This window comes from Allobosea sp. GW821-FHT03A12, assembly GCF_058986765.1.
Window position 1 is genome coordinate 205,565 of the sequence record NZ_JBYSVZ010000004.1, and the last position, 25,448, is coordinate 231,012.

21 protein-coding genes are annotated in these 25,448 nt (G+C 67.0%); 20 read left to right on the forward strand and 1 reads right to left on the reverse strand.

Annotation, left to right across the window (positions count from 1 at the left end; all coding sequences use genetic code 11):
- Positions 1-31 precede the first annotated feature (31 nt).
- The 10 genes from AC3WLC_RS15235 to AC3WLC_RS15280 all read left to right on the forward strand — a co-directional run bounded on the left by AC3WLC_RS15235 (position 32) and on the right by AC3WLC_RS15280 (position 14,480).
- A complete protein-coding gene (locus AC3WLC_RS15235) occupies positions 32-1,018 on the forward strand; it encodes a UDP-glucuronic acid decarboxylase family protein (RefSeq protein ID WP_493684778.1) in 987 nt (328 codons plus the stop codon).
- Positions 1,019-1,050: 32 nt separating this feature from the next.
- Positions 1,051-1,806: a WecB/TagA/CpsF family glycosyltransferase gene (locus tag AC3WLC_RS15240; protein WP_493685391.1), complete on the forward strand. Its 756-nt coding sequence runs from the start codon at positions 1,051-1,053 to the stop codon at positions 1,804-1,806.
- Between the two features lie 112 nt (positions 1,807-1,918).
- Complete coding sequence (locus tag AC3WLC_RS15245; RefSeq protein ID WP_493684779.1) at positions 1,919-2,929, forward strand: NAD-dependent epimerase/dehydratase family protein; 1,011 nt, start codon at positions 1,919-1,921, stop codon at positions 2,927-2,929.
- Between the two features lie 43 nt (positions 2,930-2,972).
- Positions 2,973-4,448, forward strand: a complete 1,476-nt coding sequence (locus AC3WLC_RS15250; RefSeq protein ID WP_493684780.1) for an exopolysaccharide biosynthesis polyprenyl glycosylphosphotransferase — start codon at positions 2,973-2,975, stop codon at positions 4,446-4,448.
- 76 nt (positions 4,449-4,524) lie between these two features.
- On the forward strand, positions 4,525-6,693 hold the full coding sequence (locus AC3WLC_RS15255) for a GumC family protein (protein ID WP_493684781.1): 2,169 nt from the start codon (positions 4,525-4,527) through the stop codon (positions 6,691-6,693).
- Positions 6,690-7,037, forward strand: coding sequence for a hypothetical protein (locus AC3WLC_RS15260; RefSeq protein ID WP_493684782.1), 348 nt, complete (start codon positions 6,690-6,692; stop codon positions 7,035-7,037). The genes AC3WLC_RS15255 and AC3WLC_RS15260 overlap by 4 nt, the downstream gene beginning before the upstream one ends.
- Positions 7,038-7,277: 240 nt before the next feature.
- Complete coding sequence (locus tag AC3WLC_RS15265) at positions 7,278-9,632, forward strand: right-handed parallel beta-helix repeat-containing protein (protein WP_493684783.1); 2,355 nt, start codon at positions 7,278-7,280, stop codon at positions 9,630-9,632.
- A 157-nt stretch (positions 9,633-9,789) separates the two neighbouring features.
- Entirely contained in the window at positions 9,790-11,529 is a 1,740-nt protein-coding gene (locus tag AC3WLC_RS15270; protein WP_493684784.1) for a type I secretion system permease/ATPase, read from the forward strand.
- Entirely contained in the window at positions 11,526-12,932 is a 1,407-nt protein-coding gene (locus AC3WLC_RS15275) for an HlyD family type I secretion periplasmic adaptor subunit (RefSeq protein WP_493684785.1), read from the forward strand. Before AC3WLC_RS15270 ends, AC3WLC_RS15275 begins: the two co-directional genes overlap by 4 nt.
- A 150-nt stretch (positions 12,933-13,082) precedes the next feature.
- Complete coding sequence (locus AC3WLC_RS15280; protein WP_493684786.1) at positions 13,083-14,480, forward strand: mannose-1-phosphate guanylyltransferase/mannose-6-phosphate isomerase; 1,398 nt, start codon at positions 13,083-13,085, stop codon at positions 14,478-14,480.
- A gap of 11 nt (positions 14,481-14,491) precedes the next feature.
- Here AC3WLC_RS15280 and AC3WLC_RS15285 read toward each other — a convergent pair whose 3' ends face one another.
- Positions 14,492-15,304, reverse strand: coding sequence for a GntR family transcriptional regulator (locus AC3WLC_RS15285; RefSeq protein WP_493684787.1), 813 nt, complete (start codon positions 15,302-15,304; stop codon positions 14,492-14,494).
- A gap of 134 nt (positions 15,305-15,438) precedes the next feature.
- Between AC3WLC_RS15285 and AC3WLC_RS15290 the strand changes: the two genes are divergently transcribed.
- From AC3WLC_RS15290 to AC3WLC_RS15335, 10 genes are all read left to right on the forward strand, one after another.
- Positions 15,439-16,764 carry a M20 family metallopeptidase gene (locus AC3WLC_RS15290; protein WP_493684788.1) on the forward strand — a complete coding sequence of 442 codons (1,326 nt, stop codon included), beginning with the start codon at positions 15,439-15,441 and terminating at the stop codon, positions 16,762-16,764.
- An 11-nt stretch (positions 16,765-16,775) separates the two neighbouring features.
- Positions 16,776-18,329: an ABC transporter substrate-binding protein gene (locus AC3WLC_RS15295; RefSeq protein WP_493684789.1), complete on the forward strand. Its 1,554-nt coding sequence runs from the start codon at positions 16,776-16,778 to the stop codon at positions 18,327-18,329.
- Between the two features lie 21 nt (positions 18,330-18,350).
- Positions 18,351-19,298: an ABC transporter permease gene (locus tag AC3WLC_RS15300; protein ID WP_493684790.1), complete on the forward strand. Its 948-nt coding sequence runs from the start codon at positions 18,351-18,353 to the stop codon at positions 19,296-19,298.
- Positions 19,291-20,115, forward strand: a complete 825-nt coding sequence (locus tag AC3WLC_RS15305) for an ABC transporter permease (protein ID WP_493684791.1) — start codon at positions 19,291-19,293, stop codon at positions 20,113-20,115. Before AC3WLC_RS15300 ends, AC3WLC_RS15305 begins: the two co-directional genes overlap by 8 nt.
- A gap of 3 nt (positions 20,116-20,118) precedes the next feature.
- Positions 20,119-21,741: a dipeptide ABC transporter ATP-binding protein gene (locus AC3WLC_RS15310; RefSeq protein WP_493684792.1), complete on the forward strand. Its 1,623-nt coding sequence runs from the start codon at positions 20,119-20,121 to the stop codon at positions 21,739-21,741.
- 17 nt (positions 21,742-21,758) lie between these two features.
- A complete protein-coding gene (locus AC3WLC_RS15315) occupies positions 21,759-22,979 on the forward strand; it encodes a M20 family metallopeptidase (protein ID WP_493684793.1) in 1,221 nt (406 codons plus the stop codon).
- A complete protein-coding gene (locus tag AC3WLC_RS15320; protein ID WP_493684794.1) occupies positions 22,976-24,112 on the forward strand; it encodes a M24 family metallopeptidase in 1,137 nt (378 codons plus the stop codon). Before AC3WLC_RS15315 ends, AC3WLC_RS15320 begins: the two co-directional genes overlap by 4 nt.
- A gap of 85 nt (positions 24,113-24,197) precedes the next feature.
- Positions 24,198-24,527, forward strand: a complete 330-nt coding sequence (locus AC3WLC_RS15325; RefSeq protein ID WP_493684795.1) for an ArsR/SmtB family transcription factor — start codon at positions 24,198-24,200, stop codon at positions 24,525-24,527.
- Positions 24,524-24,988 (forward strand): SRPBCC family protein, encoded by a 465-nt coding sequence (locus AC3WLC_RS15330; RefSeq protein ID WP_493684796.1) that lies wholly within the window; start codon positions 24,524-24,526, stop codon positions 24,986-24,988. The genes AC3WLC_RS15325 and AC3WLC_RS15330 overlap by 4 nt, the downstream gene beginning before the upstream one ends.
- Positions 24,989-25,029: 41 nt before the next feature.
- Entirely contained in the window at positions 25,030-25,443 is a 414-nt protein-coding gene (locus AC3WLC_RS15335) for a GFA family protein (RefSeq protein ID WP_493684797.1), read from the forward strand.
- Positions 25,444-25,448: the final 5 nt, after the last annotated feature.

Here is a 25,448-nt window from a genome sequence, read left to right on the forward strand (position 1 = left end):
CCTCCCGTGCACCACCCGGCGGAGCTCAGACATGCAGAAGCGTATCCTCGTCACTGGCGGCGCCGGCTTCCTCGGCTGCCATCTTTGCGAGCGGCTGGTCGCCCAGGGGCACCAGGTCATCGCGGTCGACAACTATTATACCGGGCGCCGCGAGAACCTGACGGGGTTGCTCGGCCTGCCCAATTTCGAGACGCTCAGGCACGACGTGACCTTCCCGCTCTATCTGGAGGTCGACGAGATCTACAACCTCGCTTGTCCGGCCTCGCCGGTGCACTACCAGCGCGATCCCGTGCAGACCACGAAGACCAGCGTGCTCGGCGCGATCAACATGCTCGGCATGGCCAAGCGGCTCGGCATCCCGATCCTGCAGGCGTCGACCAGCGAGATCTACGGCGACCCGGATGTCCATCCGCAGGTCGAGGATTATCGCGGGCTCGTCAGCATCAGCGGGCCGCGCGCCTGCTACGACGAAGGCAAGCGCTGCGCGGAGACGCTGTTCTACGACTACAAGCGGCGCCATGGCGTCGAGATTCGCATCGCCCGCATCTTCAACACCTACGGGCCGCGGATGAATCTGGAGGATGGCCGCGTCGTCTCCAACTTCATCGTCCAGGCGCTGCGCAACGAGCCGATCACGCTCTATGGCGATGGCCGCCAGACCCGCGCCTTCTGCTTCGTCGACGACCTGGTCGAAGGGCTGATGCGCCTGATGAACGTAACCCAGAAGCTCGATAGCGCGGTCAATCTCGGCAATCCGGTCGAGACCTCCATGGCCGAGATCGCCGAGCTGATCATCTCGCTGACGGGCTCGCGCTCGCAGATCGTCTTCAGGCCGCTGCCGCAGGATGATCCGCGCCAGCGCTGCCCGGACATCAGCAAGGCACACGAACTGCTGCACTGGCGGCCCAAGGTCCCGCTGCAGGACGGGCTGAAGCGCACGATCGCCTACTTCGAGGGCGTGCTGTCGAGGATGCACGACCCCGTGCGCCGGGTCGAGGTCGCGAGGATGAACTCGTGACGCAGGACGGCAGCCTTCCCCGTGCGCGCATCATGGGCGTCAATGTCAGCGCCATCACCATGGCGGACGCTCTTGGTGCGGTCGAAGACTGGATCGCCCGCAGGGCCCGGAACTATGTCTGCATCACCGGTGTCCACGGCGTGATCGAGAGCCAGTCGGACCCCAGGCTCATGACGATCCATGAGTGCGCGGGAATGGCGACGCCCGACGGCATGCCGCTGGTCTGGATGGCCCGCAAGCTCGGCCACGGCCGGACCGAGCGGGTCTACGGTCCGGATCTGATGCTGCGCCTCACCGAGCTTTCGGCGCAGAAGGGCTATCGCCAGTATTATTTCGGCGGTGCGCCCGGGCTCGCCGAGCGTCTGCGCGATCGTCTGACGACCCGCTTTCCGGGGCTCGCTGTCGCCGGCACCTTCTCGCCGCCCTTCCGGCCGTCATCGGCGGAAGAGGATGAGGAGATCGTGCGCATGATCAACGCCGCCAAGCCGGACATCGTCTGGGTTGGCCTCAGCACGCCCAAGCAGGAATACTGGATGGCCGCGCATCTCGACCGGATCGAGGCGCCGGTCATGATCGGCGTCGGCGCCGCCTTCGATTTCCTCGCCGGCACCAAGCGCCAGGCTCCGGCCTGGATGCAGAAGCGCGGGCTCGAATGGCTGTTCAGGCTGCTCTCGGAGCCACGGCGGCTCTGGCGCCGCTATGGCAAGATCGTGCCGCAGTTCATGCTCGGCGCCAGCCTGCAACTTCTCCGGCAGAGGACTACGCTCGCTGCCACCTCGAAGAGGTAGGTCTAACCCCAAGAGGCAACCCGTCCCAAAAGGGGTATAGTTCGGTTTAACCACCTGATTTAAAAAGACAAAAACGCTATCACTGAGTCCCATTCTTCAGTGGAGCGAAGTAATGTCCAAGAAATCTGTGCTGGTCACCGGCGCTGGCGGCTTTATCGGCTTCCATCTTGTCAATTACCTCAAGGATAGAGGCTATTGGGTCCGAGGAGTCGATATCAAGGACCCGGAGTACCAGGCCAGCTCGGCGGACGAATTCCGCCTCCTCGACCTGCGCGAGATGGATGATTGCCGCGAGGCGGTCCACGGCATGGACGAGGTCTACAATCTCGCGGCGGACATGGGCGGCATCGGCTACATTTCCGGCGCGCACGCCTCGATCACCTTCAACAACACGATGATCAGCGCGCAGATGCTGAAGGCGGCCTATGACGCCAAGGTCCAGCGCTTCCTGTTCTCGTCCTCGGCCTGCGTCTATCCGCAATATCTCCAGGACGTGCCCTCGGTCGTGCCCCTGAAGGAGGACGATGCCTTCCCGGCCGATCCCGAGCCGGGATACGGGCTGGAGAAGCTCTACACCGAGAAGCTGTGCGAATACTTCACCCAGGACTACGGCTTCCAGACCCGGCTGGTCCGCTTCCACAACGTCTACGGGCCGCTCGGCACCTGGGACGGCGGCAAGGAGAAGGCGCCCGCCGCCATCTGCCGCAAGGTCGCGATGGCGAAGTCCGGCGATGCGATCGAGGTCTGGGGCGACGGCAAGCAGACCCGCTCCTTCATGTACATCGACGACTGCGTCGAGGGCATCTACCGCATCATGCGTTCGGACTATTCCGGGCCGCTCAATCTCGGCACGGACGAGCTGGTCGATGTCAGCGGGCTGGTCGACATCATCGCCGGGATCTCCGGGAAGACGATCCAGAAGCGCTTCAACATCAACCGTCCGCAGGGCGTGCGCGGTCGCAACAGCGACAACAACCGCCTGCGCGAGGTGCTGGGCTGGGAACCCTCGATCCATCTCGGCCAGGGGCTGATCCCGACCTATGCCTGGATCTCGGGCGAGGTGAAGGCGAGGGCCGAGCGCGAGGCCGGCATCGAGCACATCCCCACGATCGCGGCGCAATAGCGCCGCCTTCCTGCCTAGCTGAGCGAAATCCCGGGAGTTTGTCATGCCGGATGTCATCACGACTGTCGTGCCCGCCTCGGTCGGCATGGCAAAGCCGGGCCGGCTGCTCGGTGCCAATGTCACGCCAACCGAGCGGCGGCGGCTTGTCGCCGCCGCTCTGATGGTCGGGGATCTCGTCACGCTGACCATCATCGCCGGGCTGCTGCAGCTGGGCGCGGCCATCGCCGTGTCGGATACCGACACCAACATGGCGAGCCTGATGCTGGTCTGGACGCTGGCGCTATGCGGTGCCCTGGGCGGCTTCGGGCTTTATGGCTCGGACCGGGCCGAGCCGGTCGATCGCCTGCGCCGGCGCACGCTCGGCAATGTCGTCGCCGCTGCCGTGGTGCTCACCTGGCTGGCGGTCGATGATCCCGCCAGCCATCTCTGGGGTTTCGTGGTCGCGGGCGCGGGGTTGACGGTCGTGCTCGGCTATTATGTCGAGGCGCTGGTCCGTGGCGTGCTGGTGCGGCGTGATCTCTGGAGCGCCCAGACCGTGCTCTACGGCACGATGCCGGCCTGCCTGGCCTTGGCACGCGATCTGGCCTTGCATCCGGAGCTCGGCCTGAAGCCGGTCGCCATCCTCACCGACGAGGAGGCCGATGCGCTCAGCGAGGCCATCGAGGCTTCTGAGCTGCCTGTGATCACCCGCGGCCAGGCCAACATCATCTCGCGGGGAATAGAGGTCGCGCTTTGCGCCTCCGGCGATCTCCATGTCGAGAAGGCCGACTGGCTGGCCCGCCTGCCATTGCGCCAGATCTTCGTCGTCCATGACGCCTCGATGCTGCAGGTCCTCAATCCGCAGCTGCGGGCGATGGGCGGGCTGCTCGGCCTGGAACTGCGCAGCGCCATCCACATGCCGAGCAATCTGCGCCTGAAGCGGGTGCTCGACCTCATCGTCGCGATCCCGCTCGCCCTCCTTGCCCTGCCGGTGATCGCGGTGCTGGCGCTCGCGGTTAAGGCGGTCGACAACGGTCCCGCCTTCTATGCCCAGCCGCGGATCGGCCGGAACGGCCATGTCTTCAAGGTCTACAAGCTGCGCAGCATGTATGCCGACGCCGAGGCGCGGCTCGCTGCCCATCTGGAGGCGGACAGCGCGGCCCGGAATGAATGGGAGCGCTTCTTCAAGTTGTCGAGCGACCCCCGGATCCTGCCGCGGATCGGGCAGTTCATCCGCAGCACCAGCCTCGACGAGTTGCCGCAGCTCTGGAATGTCCTGCGCGGCGAGATGAGCATCGTCGGGCCGCGGCCGTTCCCGGCCTATCACAACCAGTGCTTCGACACCGCCTTCCAGGCGCTGCGCACCAGCGTGCCGCCCGGCCTGACCGGTCTCTGGCAGGTCACGGACCGCAGCGACGGCGATCTCGCCGTCCAGAAGCGGCAGGACAGCTTCTACATCCACAACTGGTCGTTCTGGCTGGATTTCTACGTGCTGCTGCAAACGGTCCCGGCCGTCCTGCACGGGCGCGGCGCGAAATAGCGCGCAAGACGATGTGAGGCGGAGCCGGCCGGGCTGGCCGGCATCCCGGATGCAACCGCAGGCGAGGCATCGGACCATGGATCTCTTCAGCGATATGCGAGGCCACCGTCAGCCCGCGCCGCTCGCCCGGCATTATGATGCGGTGACCTTCGACTTCCTCTCCATGCTGTGGCGGCGCAGATTGCTGATCGCTGCTGTCACCTGCGGGATCATGCTGGTGACGGCCCTCTATCTGATGGTGACGCCGCAGCGCTACACCGCCGATCTGGTGCTGCAATTCGACTTCACGCGCGAGGACAGCGGTGGCGGCGGCAAGGCGAGCAGCGTCGCCCTCGACGCCTCGACGCTGGTCGAGAGCGAGGCGCGGATCATCCGCTCGCTCGCGACGGCGCGCGCCGTCGCAGCGCGCCTGGGGCTCGACAAGGAGACAAGGACGCAGTCCTCCGGTCTTCTTGGGGGGGCGGCCGAGCTGATCTTTCCGTCGTCTGTGCGCAGGACGTTGCGCGACCTCACCGGTTTTGGCGATGCCGCCGAGCCGACCCAGCGCGATATCGCCGCCCAGCGGCTGCTCGCATCGCTCGGTGTGAGCAACGACACCAAAGCCTATCTGGTCACGCTGACCTATCGCGACACCGATCCCGACCGCGCCGCGCTGATCGTCAACGCCTTCGGCAACGAGTATCTGCGCCGAAAGATGGAAGCCACGGCGAACGCTTCGCAGCGCTCCAGCCAGTGGTATGGGGCGCAGGCCCAGGAAGCCCGCGCCAATCTGGGGCGGATCGAGAAGGAGATCGAAGCCTTCCGGATCAGGACCGGCTTCGTCGAGCTCGGGCAGGATGGCGCCGACATCCAGCAGCAACAGCTTCGCGACATGCTGACCCAGCTCAACACGGTGTCCGCCACGCGGCTCGCGGAGGAGACCCGCCTGCAGCGCGCGCAGGTCTCCCTCGCTGCCGGCAACATCCCGCAGACCAGCGATCTCGGCAGCTCGCCGGTGGTCCAGCAACTCCTCGACGAGGAGGGCAAGGCCCGCCGGGCGCTCGACGAGATGGTCTCTGTTTCGGGCGAGCGTCACCCCGCTGTCCAACGGCTTCGGTTGTCGCTGAGTGCCGTGCAGGAGCGGCTGCAGAAGCAATTGGCGCAATCGGTCGCCAATATCGAGACCGACGTCCAGGCCGCCCGCGCCGCCGAGGCCGCTCTGCGCGAGCGTGTCGCGGCGCTGCAGACCAAGTCGATCGAGGCGAGGGGGCTGGAAGGACAGCTGCGCACCTTGCAGGCCGAAGCCACCGCGGCGCGCGACCGGCTGAAGCAACTGTCGGATGCCCATCAGCAGGCCAGCGCCGTAAGCGAATTGCGGCCGATCATCGCCCAGATCGTCGCCCCGGCCGATATTCCCTCGCTGCCGAGTTCGATCAAGCCGTCGCTGGTGCTCGGCCTCGCCATGGCCGGCGGGCTGATGGCCGGGGCCGGGCTCTCCTATCTGCTGGAGAAGCGTGATCGCGGCTTCCGCAGCGAGAACGAGTTCGCCGTCGAGACCAGGACCAACTGCGTCGGCCTCCTGCCGAACCTCGAGCACTATCCGGGCGGCCTGGAGAGCCTGGTCTTCGCCGAGGCGGTGCGCTCGATGGTGGCCGAGCTGTTCCCGGCCAGCAATCCGCCCAAGTTCGTGCTGATCACCTCCTCGGCCCCGGGGGAAGGCAAGTCCTTCGTCGCCTCCGCCATGGCGCGCGTGCTGGCGATGATGGGCCAGCGGGTCCTGGTCGTCGACGGTTCGCCCCGGCGCCTGCTGCTCGGCCAGAACTTCCCGCACGAGGCGCTGCTCGACCAGTGCCTGCCGCAGGTCGGCGACGCCGGCGGCCCCGGAACGAGCCCGGTCGCCACGGTCCGGCGCGCGTCGGGCCTACGCGACAGCCAGAACGTCTATTCGAACCCGGCTTTCGAGGCGATGCTGCGCGAGGCGCGGGCACGCTACGACGTCATCCTGTTCGAGGTGGCGCCGGTGCTGCTCTCTGCGGACAGTGCCTTGCTGCGCGAGCATGCCGATACGGTGCTGCATGTGGTCAAATGGAACGACACGCTGAAGAGCACCGTCGCCGCCACGCTCGATCATCTCGGGAAGCTCGGCCTCGATGTCGCCGGCGTCGTGCTCAACGGCGTCGATCTCGAGGAGCAGGGCCGCTACGACGTCTCCGACCGCGGCCGGGTCTATCGCAACTACAAGTCCTTCTATCAGGCCTCGGCATGAGCAGCCGCTTGCATCGCTATGCTGCTCTGCTCGCAGCCCCGGATCTCGGCGCATCTGCGCCGACGCCGCAGGCTGGCGGGTTCAGCTGCCAGGATTGCGGATCGCCCGCTGTCCATCTGCCGAGCGACCTCTCGGGGGAGGCGCTGGTGATCTGCGATGGTTGCCAGCGCCCGGTCGGGACGCTGGCCGCCTTTCGGGCCTATGTCGACAGCTTGGCTGCAAGCGCCCGGTTCTGCGACCATCACCTGACCGTCTGCCATGCGGATGGTGGAACCGATTCGGACAAGGCCGCGTTGAGTTACGCGGCGATTTCGCCTTCTGGCTGCGAGAATAAGGCCATTTGAGGGCTCCGCCTGCGCGGTAAACCGGCCCCTCGGGGCCGATCAGGCCAATCCATCAACAGGGCGGGGGAGACGGCGCCAAGAAACAATCCATTGATATACTGCGCCAAAACAAGACGACTAATCCGAATGAACTAATCCTTCGGAGTAAGAGTTCGCCGGTTCCGGTAGCACCGAATCAGGCCTCAAGGGTATCTAGGCAGCGATCACTTAACGTGTTGCAGCCAAAAAAGGAGCCCCTTTATGGCCACATTTTACGTCTCGACCACCGGAAGCGACAACAATACGGGATTGAATGAAAATTCATCTTTCCAGACGCTGGAGCGGGCGGTCGAAGCCATGCACCAGAGCAATGGTGCGGACACTGTCTACATCGCCGGCGGTACCTATTATGTGGATGATGCTCTCAAGCTGACCTCCGCCGATTCCGGTTCATCCATCGTGGCGATGTCCGGGCAGAACGTCGTGATCAGCGGCGGCACGCAGGTGAGCGGCTGGACGCAAGGTGCCAACGGCATCTGGACGGCGCATGTCGATGCGCAGGACGTCCAGCAGTTCACCGTCAACGGCGAGAAGCAGACCGAGAGCCGCTACCCCGACGTCGATCCGACCGATCCGGTTCATGGCGGCTGGCTCTGGGGGCAGGACCTCCCGTCGGGATACGACGCCCAGAAGTCGATGGCGTTCGACCCGTCGGATTACCCGGCCGGCGAGCAGCCGAAAGCCGGTGATACCGTCACGGTCTTCACCGAGAACGGCTATTCCAGCGAGGTGCTGACCGTCGCCTCGGTCCAAGGCAATGTGATGACCTTCACCACGGAGGCCAATTACGATCTTGGCGCCGCGAGCCGCTACTATGTTTCGCAGGACACGCCGGACAATGTCGGCGAATGGTCCTACGACGCTGCGACGCAGACCATTTCCTACAAGGCTCCGGACGGCTTCACCGGCCAGGGCGGCGTCGTCTCCGGGGATCACAGCATCGTCGCCGTCGACGGGGCCGACAACGTCTCCATCAAGGGCATCACCTTCACCGACACCGCCTCGAAGTCGGGCGACCCCGAGACCGCTGCGATCGAGGCGCATGATGCGACCGGGCTGGTCATCGAAGGCAACCACTTCACCAATGTCGGCGTCGGCGTCGCCCTGCACGGCGACAGCAGCGGGAATACCGTCTCGGGCAACAGCTTCGAGCACACCTGGTCGAGCGCCATCGCGATGACGGCCGGAACGAGCGGCAACCACGTCACGAACAACACTGTCGACCATTCGAACGAGGTGTTCGTGCAGTACGGCTCGATCGACATGCAGGAGTCGGCGGGCAACCAGATCGACCACAACACGATCACGAACGTGCCGCGCTTCGGCATCTCCGAGGTCAACTACGATCCCGACATCCAGTCCGGCGGCAATACCATCGAATACAACGATATCCGCCATTCCGGGCAGCAGACGCCCGATACTGGCGCCATCTACCTGTTCTCGGCCGACGATTCTGGCGCGGACGGCAGCATCATCCGCTACAACACCATCGTCGACACCGGTGGAACCAACACCAAGGATGGCGGCTTCGCGGAAGACTGGAGCTCCGGCATCTATCTCGACAACATGGCGAGCAATGCCCAGATCTATGGCAACTTCGTCCAGGGGACGACGTTCAGCGGCGTCCTCGTCCATGGCGGATCGAACAACCAGATCCACGACAACACGCTGCTCGACAACGGCAAGTACGGGGTCTCGACGATCGAGGCGGACGGTCATCCGATCAACGGCAACGAGACCTACAACAACTTCATCCAGGTCTCCGGAGACGGCAGCAATACGATCGACACCGACCAGACCGATCCGAGCCTGATCCACGACAATGTCTACTACAACCCCAACGGTGGCGAGCTGACGGTCGCCGACGTCTCGCTGGCGAGCTTCCAGCGGCAGGGCGGCGATTCCGGCAGCACGGAGACGAGCCAGGCGGGCTTTGTCGACGCGGCGAACGGCAATTATGGCTTCGTCTCGGGGTCGGTGGCGCAGGCGCATGGCATCGACTCGGTGCCGTTCGACTCGGTCGGCTCGTCGCTGACCGGCACCTCGCCTGAGGTTGATCCGCCGTCGAGCGGGAACGGGAGCGGCACGCCGCCGACGACCTCCGAGCCAGGCGCCGAGACGCCTCCGGTGACCGCCGAGCCGTCGACGCCGAGCGAAGGGACGCCGACGACGCCCACGACCGGGGAAGGCACGGCACCCGGCTCTTCCGAACCTGGCAGCGAGACACCTCCGGTGACCGCCGAGCCGTCGACGCCGAACGAAGCGACGCCGACGACGCCCACGACCGGGGAGGGCACGACGCCCGGCACCTCCGAGCCTGGCAGCGGGAACCCGGACGTGATCACCATCCCTGACGTCGATACCGGCACGGGTGGAACGGACGCGGAAACGCCGTCGAATTCCGGGCACTGGAGCGGCCATGGTGGCTGGGGCGGTCTCGGTGGTGGCCGCGGCTGGTCCTGGGATGGCGGTGGCCGTCATGACTGGGGTAGCCAGTGGAGCCAGGACGATGGCGGCAACGGCCACCACAGCCAGCTCTCGCACTGGCACTGGTAGCGCCTGAGCGTTGCCTTTAGGCGCCCCGGCCATCGCGGCCGGGTCGCTATTCTCCGCGACGAGTCTCGCGGTCGCTTCGCCTTCCCCTCCCATGATTGCTGCCCGCCCGGATCCGCTGGCGTCGACGGCTGCAATCGCGCCAAGGAAAACGACGGACATGCTCTCGCAAACGGTTCGCAAGCTGACGCCCGCATTCGCATCGCTCTTCGGGCTTTCCTTCGTGCTGAACCTGTTCGTCTTCGTCTCTCCGCTCTACACGATGCAGATCTACGACAGGGTGCTGACCAGCCGGAACGGCACCACCCTGATCATGCTCTCGCTGATCGTGCTCGCTCTGTTCGCGGCCTATGCCGCGCTCGAGCATTTCCGCAGCCGGGCGCTGGTCCAGCTTGGCCTCTGTGTCGACAAGGCGCTTGCCGAGCCGGCCTTCGAGGCCGCCTTCCACGGCGCGCTCGATGCCAAGGGCTCGCCGACCCTGCCAATTCGCGATGTCGAGACCTTGCGGGCGACTCTGTCCGGCCCCCTGGTGCCGTCGCTGATGGATGCGCCCTGGATCCCGATCTATCTTGCTCTCTGTTTCGTGCTGCACCCGGCGATCGGCGCCGTCGCCACGCTCGGTGCCGTCGCGATCCTGGGCGTCGCGCTGCTGAACGAGCGCATCACCAAGGGCTCGCTGATCCGCGCTTCCGAGCTGGGCCACGGCGCGAACGATCGGCTGACGGCCTCGTTGCGCAACGCCGAAGTCATCAAGGCGCTCGGCATGGGCCAGCCGATCCGCGGGCAATGGCAGCGCCAGCGCAACCAGGCGCTCGCCTATCACACCGCAGCCGCCGATTGGGGCGGGACGCTGTTGGCGGCGACGAAGCTGCTGCGGCTGGCGCTGCAATGCGCGGTGCTGGGCGTTGGCGCCTATCTCGCGATCAACCAGAACCTTGCAGCGGGCGCGATGTTCGCCGCGTCCCTGATCATGGGCCGGGCGCTCGCGCCGATCGAAGGCGCGGTTGGTCAATGGAAGGGCTTCGTCTCCGCCCGCAGCGCCTTCCAGCGGCTGAACCGGACCCTGAAGGCGCAATCGGATGATGCGGGGCAGATGACCTTGCCGCATCCGGCCGGCTCGCTGCGGGTCGAGGGCCTGAGCGTGCGCAGCCCGAACGGGAATGCGCTGCTGCTGAACAACGTGTCGTTCGAGGTCGAGCCCGGCGAGATCGCAGCTGTCGTCGGGTTGACCGGCTCCGGCAAGTCGTCGCTGGCGCGGGCGCTGGTCGGCGTCTGGTCCCCTGCCCATGGCGTGGTACGGCTCGACGGCAACGACATCCGGCATTTCCCCGACGAGCAGCGCGGCCGCATCCTCGGCTATCTGCCGCAGGATGTGGAACTGTTCGCCGGCAGCGTGCGCGACAACGTCACCCGCTTCGATCCCGACGCGACCGACGAGGCCGCCGTTGCCGCTGCTACGGCCGCCTCCGCGCATGAGCTGATCCAGAGCTTCCCGGACGGCTATGCGACGCAGATCGGCGAGGGCGGAGCGATCCTCTCCGGCGGGCAGCGCCAGCGCATCGGGCTGGCGCGGGCGCTCTACGGCCAGCCGTCGCTGGTCGTGCTCGACGAGCCGAACGCCAATCTCGACATGGACGGCGATGCGGCGCTCGGGCGGGCCCTGGCCAGCCTGCGCGATGCCGGCGCGATCGTCGTCGTCATCACCCATCGCCCGCAACTGCTCTCGCAGGTCGACAAGATCATCCTGATGCAGAAGGGCCAGGCCGTCAGGGTCGGCGGGCGCGACGAGATTCTGCCTGTGCTGCTGCAACCTGGCGCCGGCGCACGCATCCAGCCGCCGCAGCGCGGCCAGACAGGGCAGGTCGAGCCACTTTCGGCAGCAAGGTGGGCACGTCGATGAACGCTTTCATGAACACGCTGAAGCCCTTCCTGAGAAAGGCTTATTGGCGCCGGCGCTTCGCACGCCTGCTGATCGTCGCACGGCAGTGGCTCCGGCGGACCAGCCTGCCTGCGCAGGGCGATGGCGATTGGCGCGCCCCGGTCCGCAAGGGCTATGTCGTCGTCGGCCTTGCACTCGGGGCAGGTGGGCTCTGGTCGGTGACCGCGCGCCTCGACAGCGCCGTGGTGGCGCATGGCAGCGTCGTCGTCGAGAGCGACCGCAAGGCGGTGCAGCACCTCGAAGGCGGGCTCGTCGAGGCGATCGCGGTGCGCGACGGCGCCGACGTCAAGGCCGGCGAGACCCTGCTGCGCCTCGACACGACGCAGGCGGCGGCGCAGCGCAGCGTGGCGCGGCTGATCGTGTTGCAGGCCCTGGGCGAGGAGGCGCGCTTCACGGCCGAGATCGACCGGCTCGACCGCATCACCTTCCCGAGCGAGCTGCTCGAAGCGGCTGAAGCCAAGGAGTCGCGCCGGGTCATGCTCGACCAGGAGCGCCTGTTCAAGGAACGGCAATCCACGCAGAAGCTGGAAGTCTCGATCCTGAAGGAGCGGCTGACGCAGTCCGAGAAGCAGTACCAGTCGAACGAAGCGCAGCGCGAGGCCGCGATCGGACAGGCCGCGAGCATCAACGACGAACTCGTCAGCCTGCGCCCCCTCGCCGACAAGGGCTATGTCGCCGCGACACGGATCAACCCGCTCAAGCGAACGCTGACCGAATTGCAGGGCCGCACGGGCTCGCTGGAGGCCGATCTGGCGCGGCTTGCGGTCGCCAATGACGAGATCCGGCTGCAGATGAGCCAGATCGGCCTGAAGGCCTCCGAGGAGGCTTCGACCAAGCTCGCCGAATGCCGGGTCAAGCTCGCCGATGCCCGCGAGAAGCTGCGCATCGCCGAGGATGTGCTGGCCCGTGCCGAAGTCCGCGCGCCGCGCGCCGGACGGGTCGTGGCCTCGAAGGTCCACACCGTCGGGGCCGTGGTCAAGCCGGGCGATACCCTGATGGAGATCGTGCCGCAGGACGACGAGCTCATCGTCACTGCCAAGGTCTCGCCGATGGATGTGAACAACCTGCATCCCGGCATGGCTGCGGAAGTGCGCCTGCCATCCTTCAAGGGCCGGGCGACGCCGTTCACCGTCGGCGAGGTCAAATCCGTCGCGGCGGACGCGCTCCGCGACGATGTCCTGCAGCAGATGGTCTACGAATTGCGCGTCAGCGTCTCGGCCTCCGGCTTCCCGCCGAAGATCAGGGCCAAGCTCCGGCCCGGTATGCCGGCCGAGGTCTATGTCCCGACCGGCGAGCGCACCGCCATCGCCTATCTGATGCAGCCGCTGACCGACTCGATGCGGTCGAGCTTCCGGGAGGAGTGAGCGCGGAAGGGGTAGGGCGATCGGAGGAGCCGATCGCCCTCCGGCACGGCAACTTCGCTCGGGATATCAGCCGAGATGGCCGCTTGAGCCCGGCGGTTTCTTTTCCAGTATTGCGGCGCGATCAGCAGCCGCTTTCTGGGAGCAGGGCCCATGCCGAAGATCATCCCGGTCGTGATATGCACGGGACATGGCGCCGGCCTGTGGCCGATCGCGCGCGAGACGATGCCCAAGCAGTTCATCCCGCTCTTCGGCCGGGATTCAACCTTCCAGCGCACGCTTCGGCTCCTGTCCGATCCTGGCGTGTTCGACACACCGATCGTGGTCACGAACGCGGAGCAGCGCTTCACCGTCGCCGACCAGTTGCAGGCGATCGGCCTGCGCGCCGAGATCGTGCTGGAGCCGGCCGGGCGCGGCGCCCATTCCGCCGCGGCGATCGCGGCCGAGCTTGGCTTGGCTCGTAGCGAAGTCGCGCTCGTCGGCATCTTCCCGGCCGACCATGTCGTGCAGGATGGCAAGCTCTTCGTTGAAACCTGCGCCAAGGCCGCCGCAGTCGCTGCGCAGGGGCGCATCGTCGCGATCGGCATACCGCCATGCCATCCGGCGACCGCTTATGGCTATATCCGCCCGGGAACGGAGATCGCCGAGGGCGTGCGCGGGGTCGAGGACGTCGCGGCGAAGCCCGACGCTGCGCTGGCCGCGCGTTATCTCGCCGATGGCTATCTCTGGAACTCCGGCAATGTCGTCTTCGATGCGGCGACGATGCAGATGAAGCTCCAGGCCGCCGCCAGGGCGGCGATCGGCAACGGTAAAGCGAACGGAACCAACCTCGGCATCCGCATGCTCGAAACCGACGCTTCCGCCGATCTGCCGGCGATCGCGGCGGAGCCTCCAGTCCTGGAGCAGGCCGACACGGCGGCCGTGATCGCCGGCCATTTCGGCTGGTCCGATGTCGGCAATTGGAGCGCTGTCTGGCAGCTCTCCGAGAAGGGGGCGGGCGGCAATGTCGTCCAGGGGCGCGGCTATGTGCTTGATGGGACGAACAACCTGGTTCGCTCGGAAGACGCGCTCGTCGCCGTCGTCGGGCTGGACGATATCGCCGTCATCGCTACCCGCGACGCGATCCTGGTGACGCCCAAGGCCAAGGCCGACAGGGTCAAGGACGTCGTAGCGCTGGTCGCGGCGAACCGCGAGCCGGAAGCGGCCAGCCATCGCGAGATCCACCGGCCCTGGGGCAAGTACCTCTCCGTCGACCTCGACGAACGCCATCAGGTCAAGCGCATCACGGTCAAGCCGAACGGGGTGCTGTCCCTGCAGAAGCACCATCACCGGGCCGAGCACTGGGTCGTGGTCCGCGGCACCGCGCAGGTGACGCGCGACGACGAGACCATCCTCGTGCACGAGAACGAGGCGATCTACCTGCCGATCGGCTGCGTCCATCGCATGGCCAATCCGGGCAAGATCCCGCTCGAGATCATCGAGGTGCAGGTCGGCTCCTATCTCGGCGAGGACGACATCATCCGCATCGAGGACATCTATCAGCGCTGCTGAAAGCGCTGCCGCTACCTCACCTCGTTGACGTAGATATGGGACCGCGTCGTGGCGCGGTGCCAGCCGAGGATCGTCGGCGTTCCCGCCTGGTCGTAGGCGACCTCATCGATCGTCAGCACCGGCTCTCCTGCGCCGAGCGCCAATAGCGCGACGTCCTCCTCGCTCGCGAGGTCGGCGGTGATCTGCTCGCGCACGGCGGAGATCCGGATGCCGTAGCGTTCCAGCAGATGGAGATAGAGCAAGGGCGGCAGCTCGGCGGCGTCCTGCGGCCAGTCCGGCAGGCGCTCCTGCGCCAGCAGCAGCTTGTCGTGCATCACCGGATGGCCGTCGGCATGGCGGATGCGGTGGATATTGATCACCCCGCCGGCCCTGATCTGCAGCGCCTCGGCCTGTGCCTGCGTCGCGGGCAGGGCCTCGACGCTGAGGAACTGGCTGGTCGAGCGTACCAGGCTGCCATCGGCCCGATGCAAACGGAAATACTGAAAGAAGAAGCGCAGGCTGTGATGCGGTGTGCGCCCGGTCACCACCGTCCCGGTCTTGCGGCGGCGCGTCAGCAGCCCCTCCGCCACCAGATCGGCCATCGCCCGGCGGACCGTGCCGACGGCGATGCCGAAGCCCTGGGCCAGCGAGGTCTCGCTCGGCAGCACCATGCCGGGCGGCCATTCGCCGACCAGGATCGCCTCCGACATGTGCCGTTTCACGCGCTCATAGAGCGGTGCGGCATCTCCGGCGCCGAAATTCGGCAGGACCGGCGCCGAGGCTCCGGCGCCATTGCCCGTTCCGGCGGCAGCGAGCGTCGCTTTTTTGGCATTGACAGGGGGCATGCCGTCAGTTCCTATTTCTATATAGTTTATATGAAAGAGGGGGGTCCGCAAATGGCGCTGCCAGCTGCGGCTTTTCGAAGGCTCCATCGCAGATCGCGCCAGCGCTGGACAAGCGCTGCGTTGCCGGCTGAACGATGAGCGATCCTGCGTCCCTGCTGCGCGACGAGAAGGCGCTGGCCGAGGCCCGTGGTTGGATCGCCGCCAATGTCGAAGGCGCGGTCGCCGATCTCGGCCGGATGATCGCGGTCGACACCTCTTTCCCGCCGGGGCTGGGCTATGACGATTTCGCCGGGCTGATGGAGGAACTCGTCGCTCCGCTCGGCCTTGCGACCGAACGCGTGACCGTCCCCGAAAGCCTGTGGCAGGCGCCGAGCGGCCCGGCCGCCGGCCCGCGCACGAATCTGGTCGCAAGCCGCGCCAGTGGCCGGCCGACCTGCGGCCTCTATTTCCATGTCGACACCGTACCCGCTGCGGCCGGCTGGCAAACCGACCCGCTCCGAATGCAGCGCGATGGCGACCGCCTGATCGGCCTTGGTGCCGCCGACATGAAGGGCTGCATCGCCGCAATTCTCCTCGCCTTGCGCGCGGCGCAGGCCTGCGGGATCGCGCTCGCCTATGACCCGATGCTGCTGTTCTGCACCGACGAGGAGGGCGGCCTCTACCCCGGTATCCGTTATCTCGCCGAGCAGGGGAAGCTCCGCGGCCACATTCTCAACTTCAACGGCAGCGCCGAGGCGCGGATCTGGGCCGGCTGCTTCGGCCTGTTCAACCTGCTGGTGCGCATCCATGGCCAGGCCGTGCATGCCGGCGAGGGTAATCGCAAGGGCTCCGGCCTCAACGCCATCGAAGGCGCGCTGCCGTTGCTCAATGCGTTGATGGCGCTGAAGGCGAAGGTCGCGACCCGGACCTCCGCCTTGCCGCCGCCGCCCGGCAAGCCGCCGCTTACCGCCCAGCTCAACCTCGCCGCGATCGAGGGCGGCACCGCCGGCGGCCAGGTTCCTGCGCTCCTCGAACTGACGATCAACCGGCGCTATGCCCCCGAGGAACGCTTCGAGGCGGCGTTGGCCGAGATCGAGGCGGTGATCCACCGCAGCGTCGCCGCCGTGCCGGGCCTCACAGTCGAGACTGCTCTCGTCGGCCATCTCATGCCCACCGCAGATCCCGCCGGCCCGCATTGGCCGCGCTGGCAGGCGGCGATGGGGCAGGGCTTCGGCTATGCGCCCGAGGATTTCCGGCGCTGGGGCGCGGCGAGTTGCTCCGATTTCGGCTGGGTCCAGCGCGCGACCGGCCAGCAGGAGGTGCTGCTCGGCGGTCTTGGCCGGCCCGACCGCAACATCCATTCGCCCGGCGAATACACGACGGTGCCGGACATCGTCTCGCTGGCGCAGGCCGTGCTGTCCTATCTCGCCGCCGATTTCAGGCCCGATCTCAACCCCGACATCCCGCCGTCCCAGAGCTGAAGGAGCGCCCCATGCCGAGCATCCATCGTCGCGATTTCCTCGCCGCCTCCGCCGCGCTGAGCGGTCTCGCTTTGTCCGGCGTGCCGGCCTTCGCCCAGGCGCCGCGCCGTGGCGGCACGCTGCGCGTCAGCGTCGACCAGGCGGTCGCCAAGCTCAACCCGCTCGTCACCCGGGTGAACCCGGAATATCTCGTCGCCGAACTGCTCTATTCCGGCCTGACGCGGCTCAAAGTCGACATGAGCGCCGAGCCGGATCTCGCTGAATCCTGGACGAATTCCGCCGACCTGTCCGAATGGACTTTCGTCCTGCGCAAGGGCCTGGCCTTCCATGACGGCTCGCCCTGCACCGCAGCCGACGTCGTCGCGACCTTCGAGGCGATCCTCGATGCCAAGACCGCTTCGCCCGCCCGCCAGAATGTCGGGCCGATCGCCAAGGTCACGGCCAAGGACGACGGCACCGTCGTCTTCAACCTCTCGGCTCCCTTCGCGGACCTGCCGGTGACGCTCGCCTACACCAACGCCAAGATCGTGCCGGCCGCGGTGATCAAAAGCGGGCTGGAGAAGCTCGACCGCCAGGCGGTCGGCACCGGCCCGTTCAAGCTCGTCTCCTTCGAGCCGGAGCGGCTGATCGTCGTCGCCCGCAACGAGGCCTTCTACGACAAGGAGCGGCCTTACCTCGACCGGATCGAGGTGGTGGTCTATCCGGATGTCAGCGCCGAGGCCTCCGCCCTGATCTCGGGCGATACCGACCTCATCACCACGACCCCGCCGACCGAGTTCGGGCGCCTGCAGAAGGCGTCGGGCATCAAGGCGCTGCGCGTGCCGTCGGGCCAGTTCTGCAACGTCAATTTCGGCTGCGACCAGAAGCCGTTCAACGATGTGCGCGTGCGCCAGGCGCTGGCACTCACCGTCGATCGCGCGGCGATGGTCGACTTCGTCACCGAAGGCTTCGGCTCGGCCGGCAACGACACGCCGCTCAACCCGGCCTATCGCTTCTATGCCGACCTGCCGGCCAAGAAGGCCGACATCGCCAAGGCCAAGGCGCTGCTCGCCGAGGCAGGCTATTCGAAAGGGCTGGAGGCGACATTGATCGCTTCCGATCGGCCGGGCCAGCGTACTCAGCTCGCCGTCGCGCTGCGCGAGATGGCCAAGCCGGCGGGCTTCGACATCAAGGTCGAGACCATGCCGCACGCGACCTATCTCGACCAGGTCTGGAAGAAGGGCTCGTTCTATGTCGGCTTCTACAACATGCAGGCGACCGCCGACGCCATCTTCTCGCTACTCTACACCTCCAACGCCGCCTGGAACGAGACGCGCTGGAACAACGCCGCCTTCGACAAGCTCGTCTTCGAGGCGAGGGCGACCGTCGACGAAGCCAAGCGCCGCGCGCTCTATGCCGAGGCGCAGAAGCTGATGCACGCCGAGGTGCCCTCGATCATCCCGGCCTTCTTCGATCTGCTCGGCGCCCAGCGCGACTGGGTCGAGGGCTATCAGTTGCATCCGCGCGGCGCCGTCTTCCGGCTCGACCATGTCTCGCTCGGCGCCAAGGCGCCGAAGCGCGGCTGAGTCGGACGGGACCGCAGCGCCGTGTCACCGACTTACGTCCTCAAGCGCATCCTGCTGATCGGCTACACGCTTTTGGTCGTGTCGCTGATCGTCTTCGCGATCACGCAGGTCCTGCCGGCGGATGCCGCCGTGATGATGCTGGGTGAGAATGCGACGCCGGACGCGCTGGCGGCGCTGCGCGCCAAGATGGGGCTGAACGACCCCATCTGGATGCAGTATCTGCACTGGCTTTCCGGCGTGGTGCGCGGCGATTTCGGCGTCTCGATGCGCACCGGCCAGCCGGTCGCCCCAGTGATGCTGGAGGCGCTCGGCCGCTCGCTGCTGCTCGCTCTGTTCTCGATCACGCTGATGCTGACGGTGGCGATCCCGCTCGGCATCGTCGCCGCGGTGAGGCGGGGCAGGGCAGCCGATCTCGGCGTCGGCTTCCTCTCCTATGTCGGCGTCTCGCTGCCGGAATTCGTCACCGCGACGCTGATCGTGCTGGTGCTGGCCGATTGGCTGCAATGGCTCCCGGCGACTGGCTATGTGCCGCTGACCGAAGACCCGCTGCGGGGCCTCAGGCATCTCGTGCTGCCGGTGCTGACGGTGTCGCTAATCCTGATCGCCCATGTTTCGCGCATGGTGCGCTCCGAGCTCGTCGACGTCCTGCACTCCGACTATATCCGCGCAGCGCGGCTGAAGGGCCTGTCGAAGCGGCAGGTGCTGTTCAAGCACGCGCTGCGCAATGCTCTGCTGCCGACCATCACCATCGTCGCGCTCGATGTCGGCTACCTGCTCGGCGGCGTCATCGTGGTCGAGGAGATCTTTGCGCTCCCCGGCATTGGCCGGCAGCTCATCGTCGCCATCCAGGCGCGCGACCTGCCCTCGATCCAGGCGGGCGCGCTGATCATGGCGACGACCTACGCCATCGCCAATTTCCTCGCCGACATCGCCTATGCCTGGCTCGACCGGAGGATCCAGTATGATTGAGATCCTCCGGCGCATGCTGCGCTCGCCGCAAGGCGCGCTCGGCCTCCTGATCGTCGGGCTGATCTTGCTCGTCGTCATCGTAGGGCCCGCCTTTGCGCCCTACGACCCGGAGAAGATGGCGCCGCTGATGCGCTACAAGCCGCCGAGCGCGCAGTTCTGGCTCGGCACCGACCAGTATGGCCGCGACATCATGAGCCGGCTGCTGCATGGCGCCCGCGCCACCGTCCTGCTGGCAGTGCTGGCGACGGCGCTGGGCACGCTGGTCGGGGCGGTCATCGGCACCGTCTCGGCTTTCCTCGGCGGGCGCAGCGACGAGGCGATCATGCGCACCGTCGACGCGATCATGTCGATCCCGAGCCTGCTGCTGGCGCTGCTGATCGTGAACCTGCTCGGCAAGAGCAGCCTCAACGCGCTCTTCGCCATCGCGCTCGCCTTCGCGCCGGGCATGGCGCGCGTCACCCGCTCTGTCGCGCTCTCCGTGCGCAAGCAGGACTATGTCAACGCCGCGATCGCGCGCGGCGAGAGCGCCGCCTTCATCGTCGGGCGCGAGATGCTGCCGAACGTCATTGCGCCGATCATCGTCGAGATGACGATCCGCGTCGCCTTCGCGGTGATGCTGTTCGCGACGCTCTCCTTCCTCGGCCTCGGCGCCCAGCCGCCGGCCTCCGAATGGGGGCTGATGGTCTCGGAAGCCCGGCGCTTCATGCACTTGAGCCCCTGGATGATCCTGTGGCCGAGCCTTGCCGTCGCGCTCGTCGCGATCGGCTTCAACCTGCTCGGCGACGGCCTGCGCGACGTGCTGAACCCGAGGAGCTGAGCGATGGGCGAACCGATCCTCGACATCGCCGGCTATAGCCTCGACTACGCGACGCCGACCGGCTTCACCCGCGCACTCGACGAGGTCACGCTGGCGATCGCCAAGGGCGAGGTGCTCGGCCTCGTCGGCGAATCCGGCTCCGGCAAGACCTCGCTCGCCTGGGCGATCATGCGCCATCTGCCCAAGAGCGCGCGTGAGGCGGGCAGCATCGGCCTGACCGGGCAGGACCTGCTCAAGGCCTCGGAAGCGCGGATCGAGGCGATCCGCGGCAGGCGCATCGGCATGGTCTTCCAGGATCCGAGCACCTCGCTCAACCCGACGCTGCCGCTCGGCGAGCAGCTTGCCGAGGTGCTGGTGCGCCATCGCGGCCTGACGCGCCGGCAGGCCTGGGCGGAAGGCGAGGAGCGCCTCGCCCATGTCGGCTTGAAGGTGCCCGGACAGATGATGCGGCGTTATCCGCACGAGGCCTCGGGCGGCGAGAAGCAGCGCGTCGTCATCGCCACCGCCTTCGCCTGCCAGCCCGAATGCATCATCTTCGACGAGCCGACGACGGCGCTGGACGTCATCACCGCCCGGCAGATCCTCGACCTGTTTAAGGCCCTGCAGGAGGAGACCGGTGTCGCCTCGCTTTACATCTCGCACGACCTCGCGCTGGTCTCGCAGATCGCGACCAAGGTCGCGGTTATCCATCGCGGCAGGATCGTCGAGCAGGGCGGGGTCAGCGACGTCTTCGCCCGGCCGCAGGATGCCTACACGAAGAAGCTGCTGGCAGCCGTGCCACGGCCCGACCATCGCCTGGTCGAGGCGGCGCCCGAGGCGGCGGACAAGCCGCTGGTCGAGGTCGAGAAGGTCAGCGTCCATTATGGCCGCAAGCCCTTTCTTGGCGGCTTGCTCGGCCGGGCGAACACGCAGTTCACCGGCAATCGCGAGGTCAGCCTGTCGGTGAAGCCGGGCGAGATCCTCGGCATCGTCGGCGAATCCGGCTCGGGCAAGTCGACGCTCGCCAAGGCGATGACGGGCCTCAATCGCTTCGAGGGCGAGATCCGCTTCGCCGGCCGCAGGATCACGGGCCTCTCCGACATGGACCGGGCCTACCGCCGCGATGTCCAGATCATCTTCCAGCACCCGGATTCCTCGCTCAATCCGCGCCAGCGCATCCGCGAGATCCTGTCGCGTCCGCTCGCGCTTTATGGCGAGCCCGGCGCGCGCAAGGATGCTGCCGCGATCGGCGCGCTATTGGAGCAGGTGCGCCTGCCGGCATCTTACGCCGAGCGGTATCCGCACCAGCTCTCCGGCGGTGAGAAACAGCGCGTCGCCATCGCGCGCGCCTTCGCCTCCAGGCCCAAGCTGGTGATCTGCGACGAGATCACCTCGGCCCTCGACGTTTCCGTGCAGGCTTCGGTGATCGAGCTCTTGGTCGACCTGCAGAAGCGCTTCGGCACGGCCTATCTCTTCATCACCCACGACCTCAACCTGGTCCGCCAGATCGCCCACCGCATCGCGGTGATGTACCGCGGCGACCTCGTCGATCTCGTCGATGTCGCCGCGCTCTCCGGCGCCGACCTGCACCCCTACACCCGCTCCCTGCTCGCCGCCGTGCCCGCCCCGGCCACGGCCGCCGCCTGACCCCTACGAGGCCGACGATGACCCCCCGTGACCTGATCCATGCGCTCGACGAGAAGGCCTGCCTCGCGCTGCTCTCCGACTGGGTGAAGCACAAGAGCTACAGCGAGACGGAGGGTGAAAAGGCGCTCGTCCATCATGTCGTCGGGCAGATGCAGGCGATGGGCATCGAGGCTGAAGCGCAGCCCTTCGACGAGGGCCGCCGCGCCAATGCGATCGGCCGCTGGAAGGGCACCGGCGGCGGCAAGAGCCTGCTCTTCAACGGCCATCTCGACACCAACCCGGCGACCGAGGGCTGGACGGTCGATCCCTGGGGCGGAGTGGTCGACGACGAGTTCATCTACGGCATCGGCGTCTCCAACATGAAGGCGGGCGACGCCGCCTCCTATTGCGCGGTCAAGACACTCCTTGACGCCGGCGTGAAGCTGAAGGGCGACGTGATCCTGACTTATGTCGTCGGCGAATTGCAGGGCGGCGTCGGCACGGTCGCGGCGATCCGCAACGGCATCCGCGCCGATTATTTCGTCAACAGCGAGCCGACCGACGTGCAGGCCGTGACGATGCACGCCTGCGCCTTCTCCTTCGTCATCGAGCTCACCGGCAACACCCGCCATCTCTCCAAGCGCGAGCAGGCGGTCGACGCGATCATGGCCGCCTGCGACCTGATCCCGCGGCTCAACGCCATGACCTTCTCCGGCGCGCCATCGCCCGAGCATGAATCGATCAACCGCGTCCATGTCGGCGTCGTCCATGGCGCGCTCGGCAAGGAGCTGCATGAATGGCGCGCCCCACAGGTCTCAGACTATTGCAAGCTCAAGGGCTCCGGCCGCTATGCGCCGGGGCAGACGGAAGGCGGCGCGCTCGCCGACATGCAGTGCGAGCTCGACGCGCTGGAGCAGCGCTTCCCCGGCCTCAAGGCCTCGATCCGCATCGAGAAGAAGGAAGGGCACCAGTCGATGCCGGCCTTCGAGGTCGCCAAGGATGCCCGCATCGTGAAGACCGTCAACGCGGCCTACCAAGTGGTGCGCGGCGAGAAGCAGCCGACCGGCGCGATCAAGCCACCGGGCTTTTTCGGCACCGATGCCGGCCATCTCTACGCCGAAGCCGGCATGGAAGGCATCGTCTGCGGCCCGGGCGGGCGCTACAACACCATGCCGGACGAGCGCGTCGAGATCCGCGACTTCCTCGACATGGTCCGCATCTACATGCTGACCATCCTCGACATCTGCGAAGTGGCGTGAGCCCGCTCTTCCCGCGCGAGGAGTTCGCGGACCGGGTTGCCAAGGCCCGCGCCGCGATGAAGCAGGCGGGCGCCGAGCTGCTGCTGGTCGACCACGCCGAATTCCTGGCATGGCTGACCGGCTACACAGTCTCGGAGACGATGTACCGCGCCGCCTTCCTGCCGCACGAGGGCGAGCCCTGGTTCGTGCTGCGCGAGCTCGATGCCGGCCCCTGCCGCGACGCCTGCTGGTTTGGCGACATCGTCGGCTTCGCCGATACGGCCGAACCGCATGAGGTAATGGCGCGGGAAATCCGTCGGCGCGGCTTCGCAGGCGCTGCGATCGGCGCCGATCACGCGTCCTATGGCTTCACGGCCGCGACCCGTGAGCGCTTCGCCGGACTGCTGCCAGAGGCGCGCTTCGTCGATCTGCCGCGTGCGAGTGACCTGCTGCGGGCGGTGAAGTCGCCGGCGGAGATCGCCTTGATCGCGCAGGCGGCTGGCATCGCCGACAAGGCAATGGCCGCGATCGCAACCAAAGCGCAGCCGGGGCTCTCGCCGCGAGCGGCCGCTGCGATCGCCGCCGCCTGCTTCCTGGAGAACGGCGCCGACACCGGCGAGACAGGGCCGATCCTGCCCGGTGTCGGCGACCACGAGTTCCTGCACGGCGTCATGACCGGCCAGCCGCTGGCGGATGGCGATATCCTGCATGTCGAGCTGATCCCGAAGGTCCGCAATCACGGCGCCCGGCTGATGCGGCCGGTATTGATTGGCGAGGATCGGCGTGGCCTCGCGCCGCTGGCCCGGTGTCTCGTCGCCTTGCAGGACCGGCAATTCGCGGCGATGCGCCCGGGCGCTCTGGCCAGCGAGGTGGATGCTATCCTGCGCGAGGCCGTGCTGGCGGAGGGCCTCCGCCCGGTCTACGACAACGTCACCGGCTACACGCTCGGCCTCTATGGCCGCACGCCGCGCACTAGCGATTTCTCCCGCGTCTTCTTGCCGAACGCCCGCTGGCGGCTGGAGGAAGGCACGGTCTTCCACATGTATGTCTCGGCCGCCGGCCTCGGCTTCAGCGAGACCATCGTTGTCGAGGCCCAAGGCGGCCGGAGGCTGACTGCGGCGCCGCGCAAGCTGCTGACCGACCGCATCGACTGAGAAACGGGCCGGTCGCTCGCCGGCGTCACTGTGCTCTTTCAAATTAGCATTGACTAATGAATTAGTGATTGCTAATTGATGCCTCATGCTTGAGATCGCTTCCGTCTCCACTGTCATGCGCGCGCTCGCCGACCCGACAAGGCGGGCCGTGTTCGAGCGGATCTCGGCCTGCGACGAGATCACCGTCGCCGAGCTGACCCGCGGCAGCGGTGTCACGCAGGGCGCCATCTCCCAGCACCTCAAAGCACTGAAGCAGGCGGGCCTCGTCGCCGAGCGGCCGGAGGGCCGCAACGTCTTCTACCGCGCCGAGCCGGAAGGCCTGGCGCCGCTCGTCGACTGGATCGGCCACTACGGCGTGTTCTGGCGCGAGCGCTTCGCCAACCTCCGCACCCTTCTCAAGGAGATCGACCCATGACCGCTCTCGACCTGCAGCCCACGACACAGGACATCGTCGTCGACGAAATCCTTCCGCACGCCCCGGAGATGATCTGGAAGGCGCTGACCTCCAGCAAGCTGATCGCCCGCTGGATCATGGAACCCTCCGGCTTCGCCCCGGTCGAAGGCACGCGCTTCACCTTCAAGACGACGCCGGCCGGCGCCTGGGACGGCACGATCCGCTGCCAGGTGCTGGAGGTGATCCCGAACGAATGCCTGGCCTATTCCTGGAAGGGTGGCGACGACGGCAATGCCGGCTACGGCTCCCGCCTCGACACGGTCGTCACCTGGACGTTGAGCAAGGCGGCGAACGGCACGCGCGTCCGTCTCGTCCACTCCGGTTTCGAGCTGCCGCGCAACGAGGCCGCTTTCACGAATATGGGCCGCGGTTGGAAGACCATCCTGCCGCGTCTCGGCGATGTCGCCAGCGAGCCAGCCTGATAGCGGCCACTGCCTGCCCCTGATCTGTCGAGGACATGATGATGAGCCATGCCTATACGGGCGGCTGCGCCTGCCGCGCGATCCGCTATGAGATCAAGGCCGAGCCGGTCGAGAGCAATGACTGCCAATGCCGACAGTGCCAGCACCAGAGCGGCACCGGCCACAGCTCCTATCTGAGCTTCGTCGGCGCGCCCGTCACGGTCGAGGGCAAGGCGAGCACCTGGGACGTCGTGGGCGAGGGCGGCACGGTCAAGCGCTGCGCCTTCTGCCCGACCTGCGGCTCACCGGTCTATCTGAGCTTCCCGGATATTCCCGACCTGTTCATCGTCCGCGCCGGCAGCCTCGACGAGCCCGGCCGCTACAGGCCGGAGATGGTGTTCTGGCATTCGGTCGCCCAGCCCTGGGACCATGTGCCTCCAGGCATTCCAAGGCACGAGAAGCTGCCGCCGCGATAAGGGCA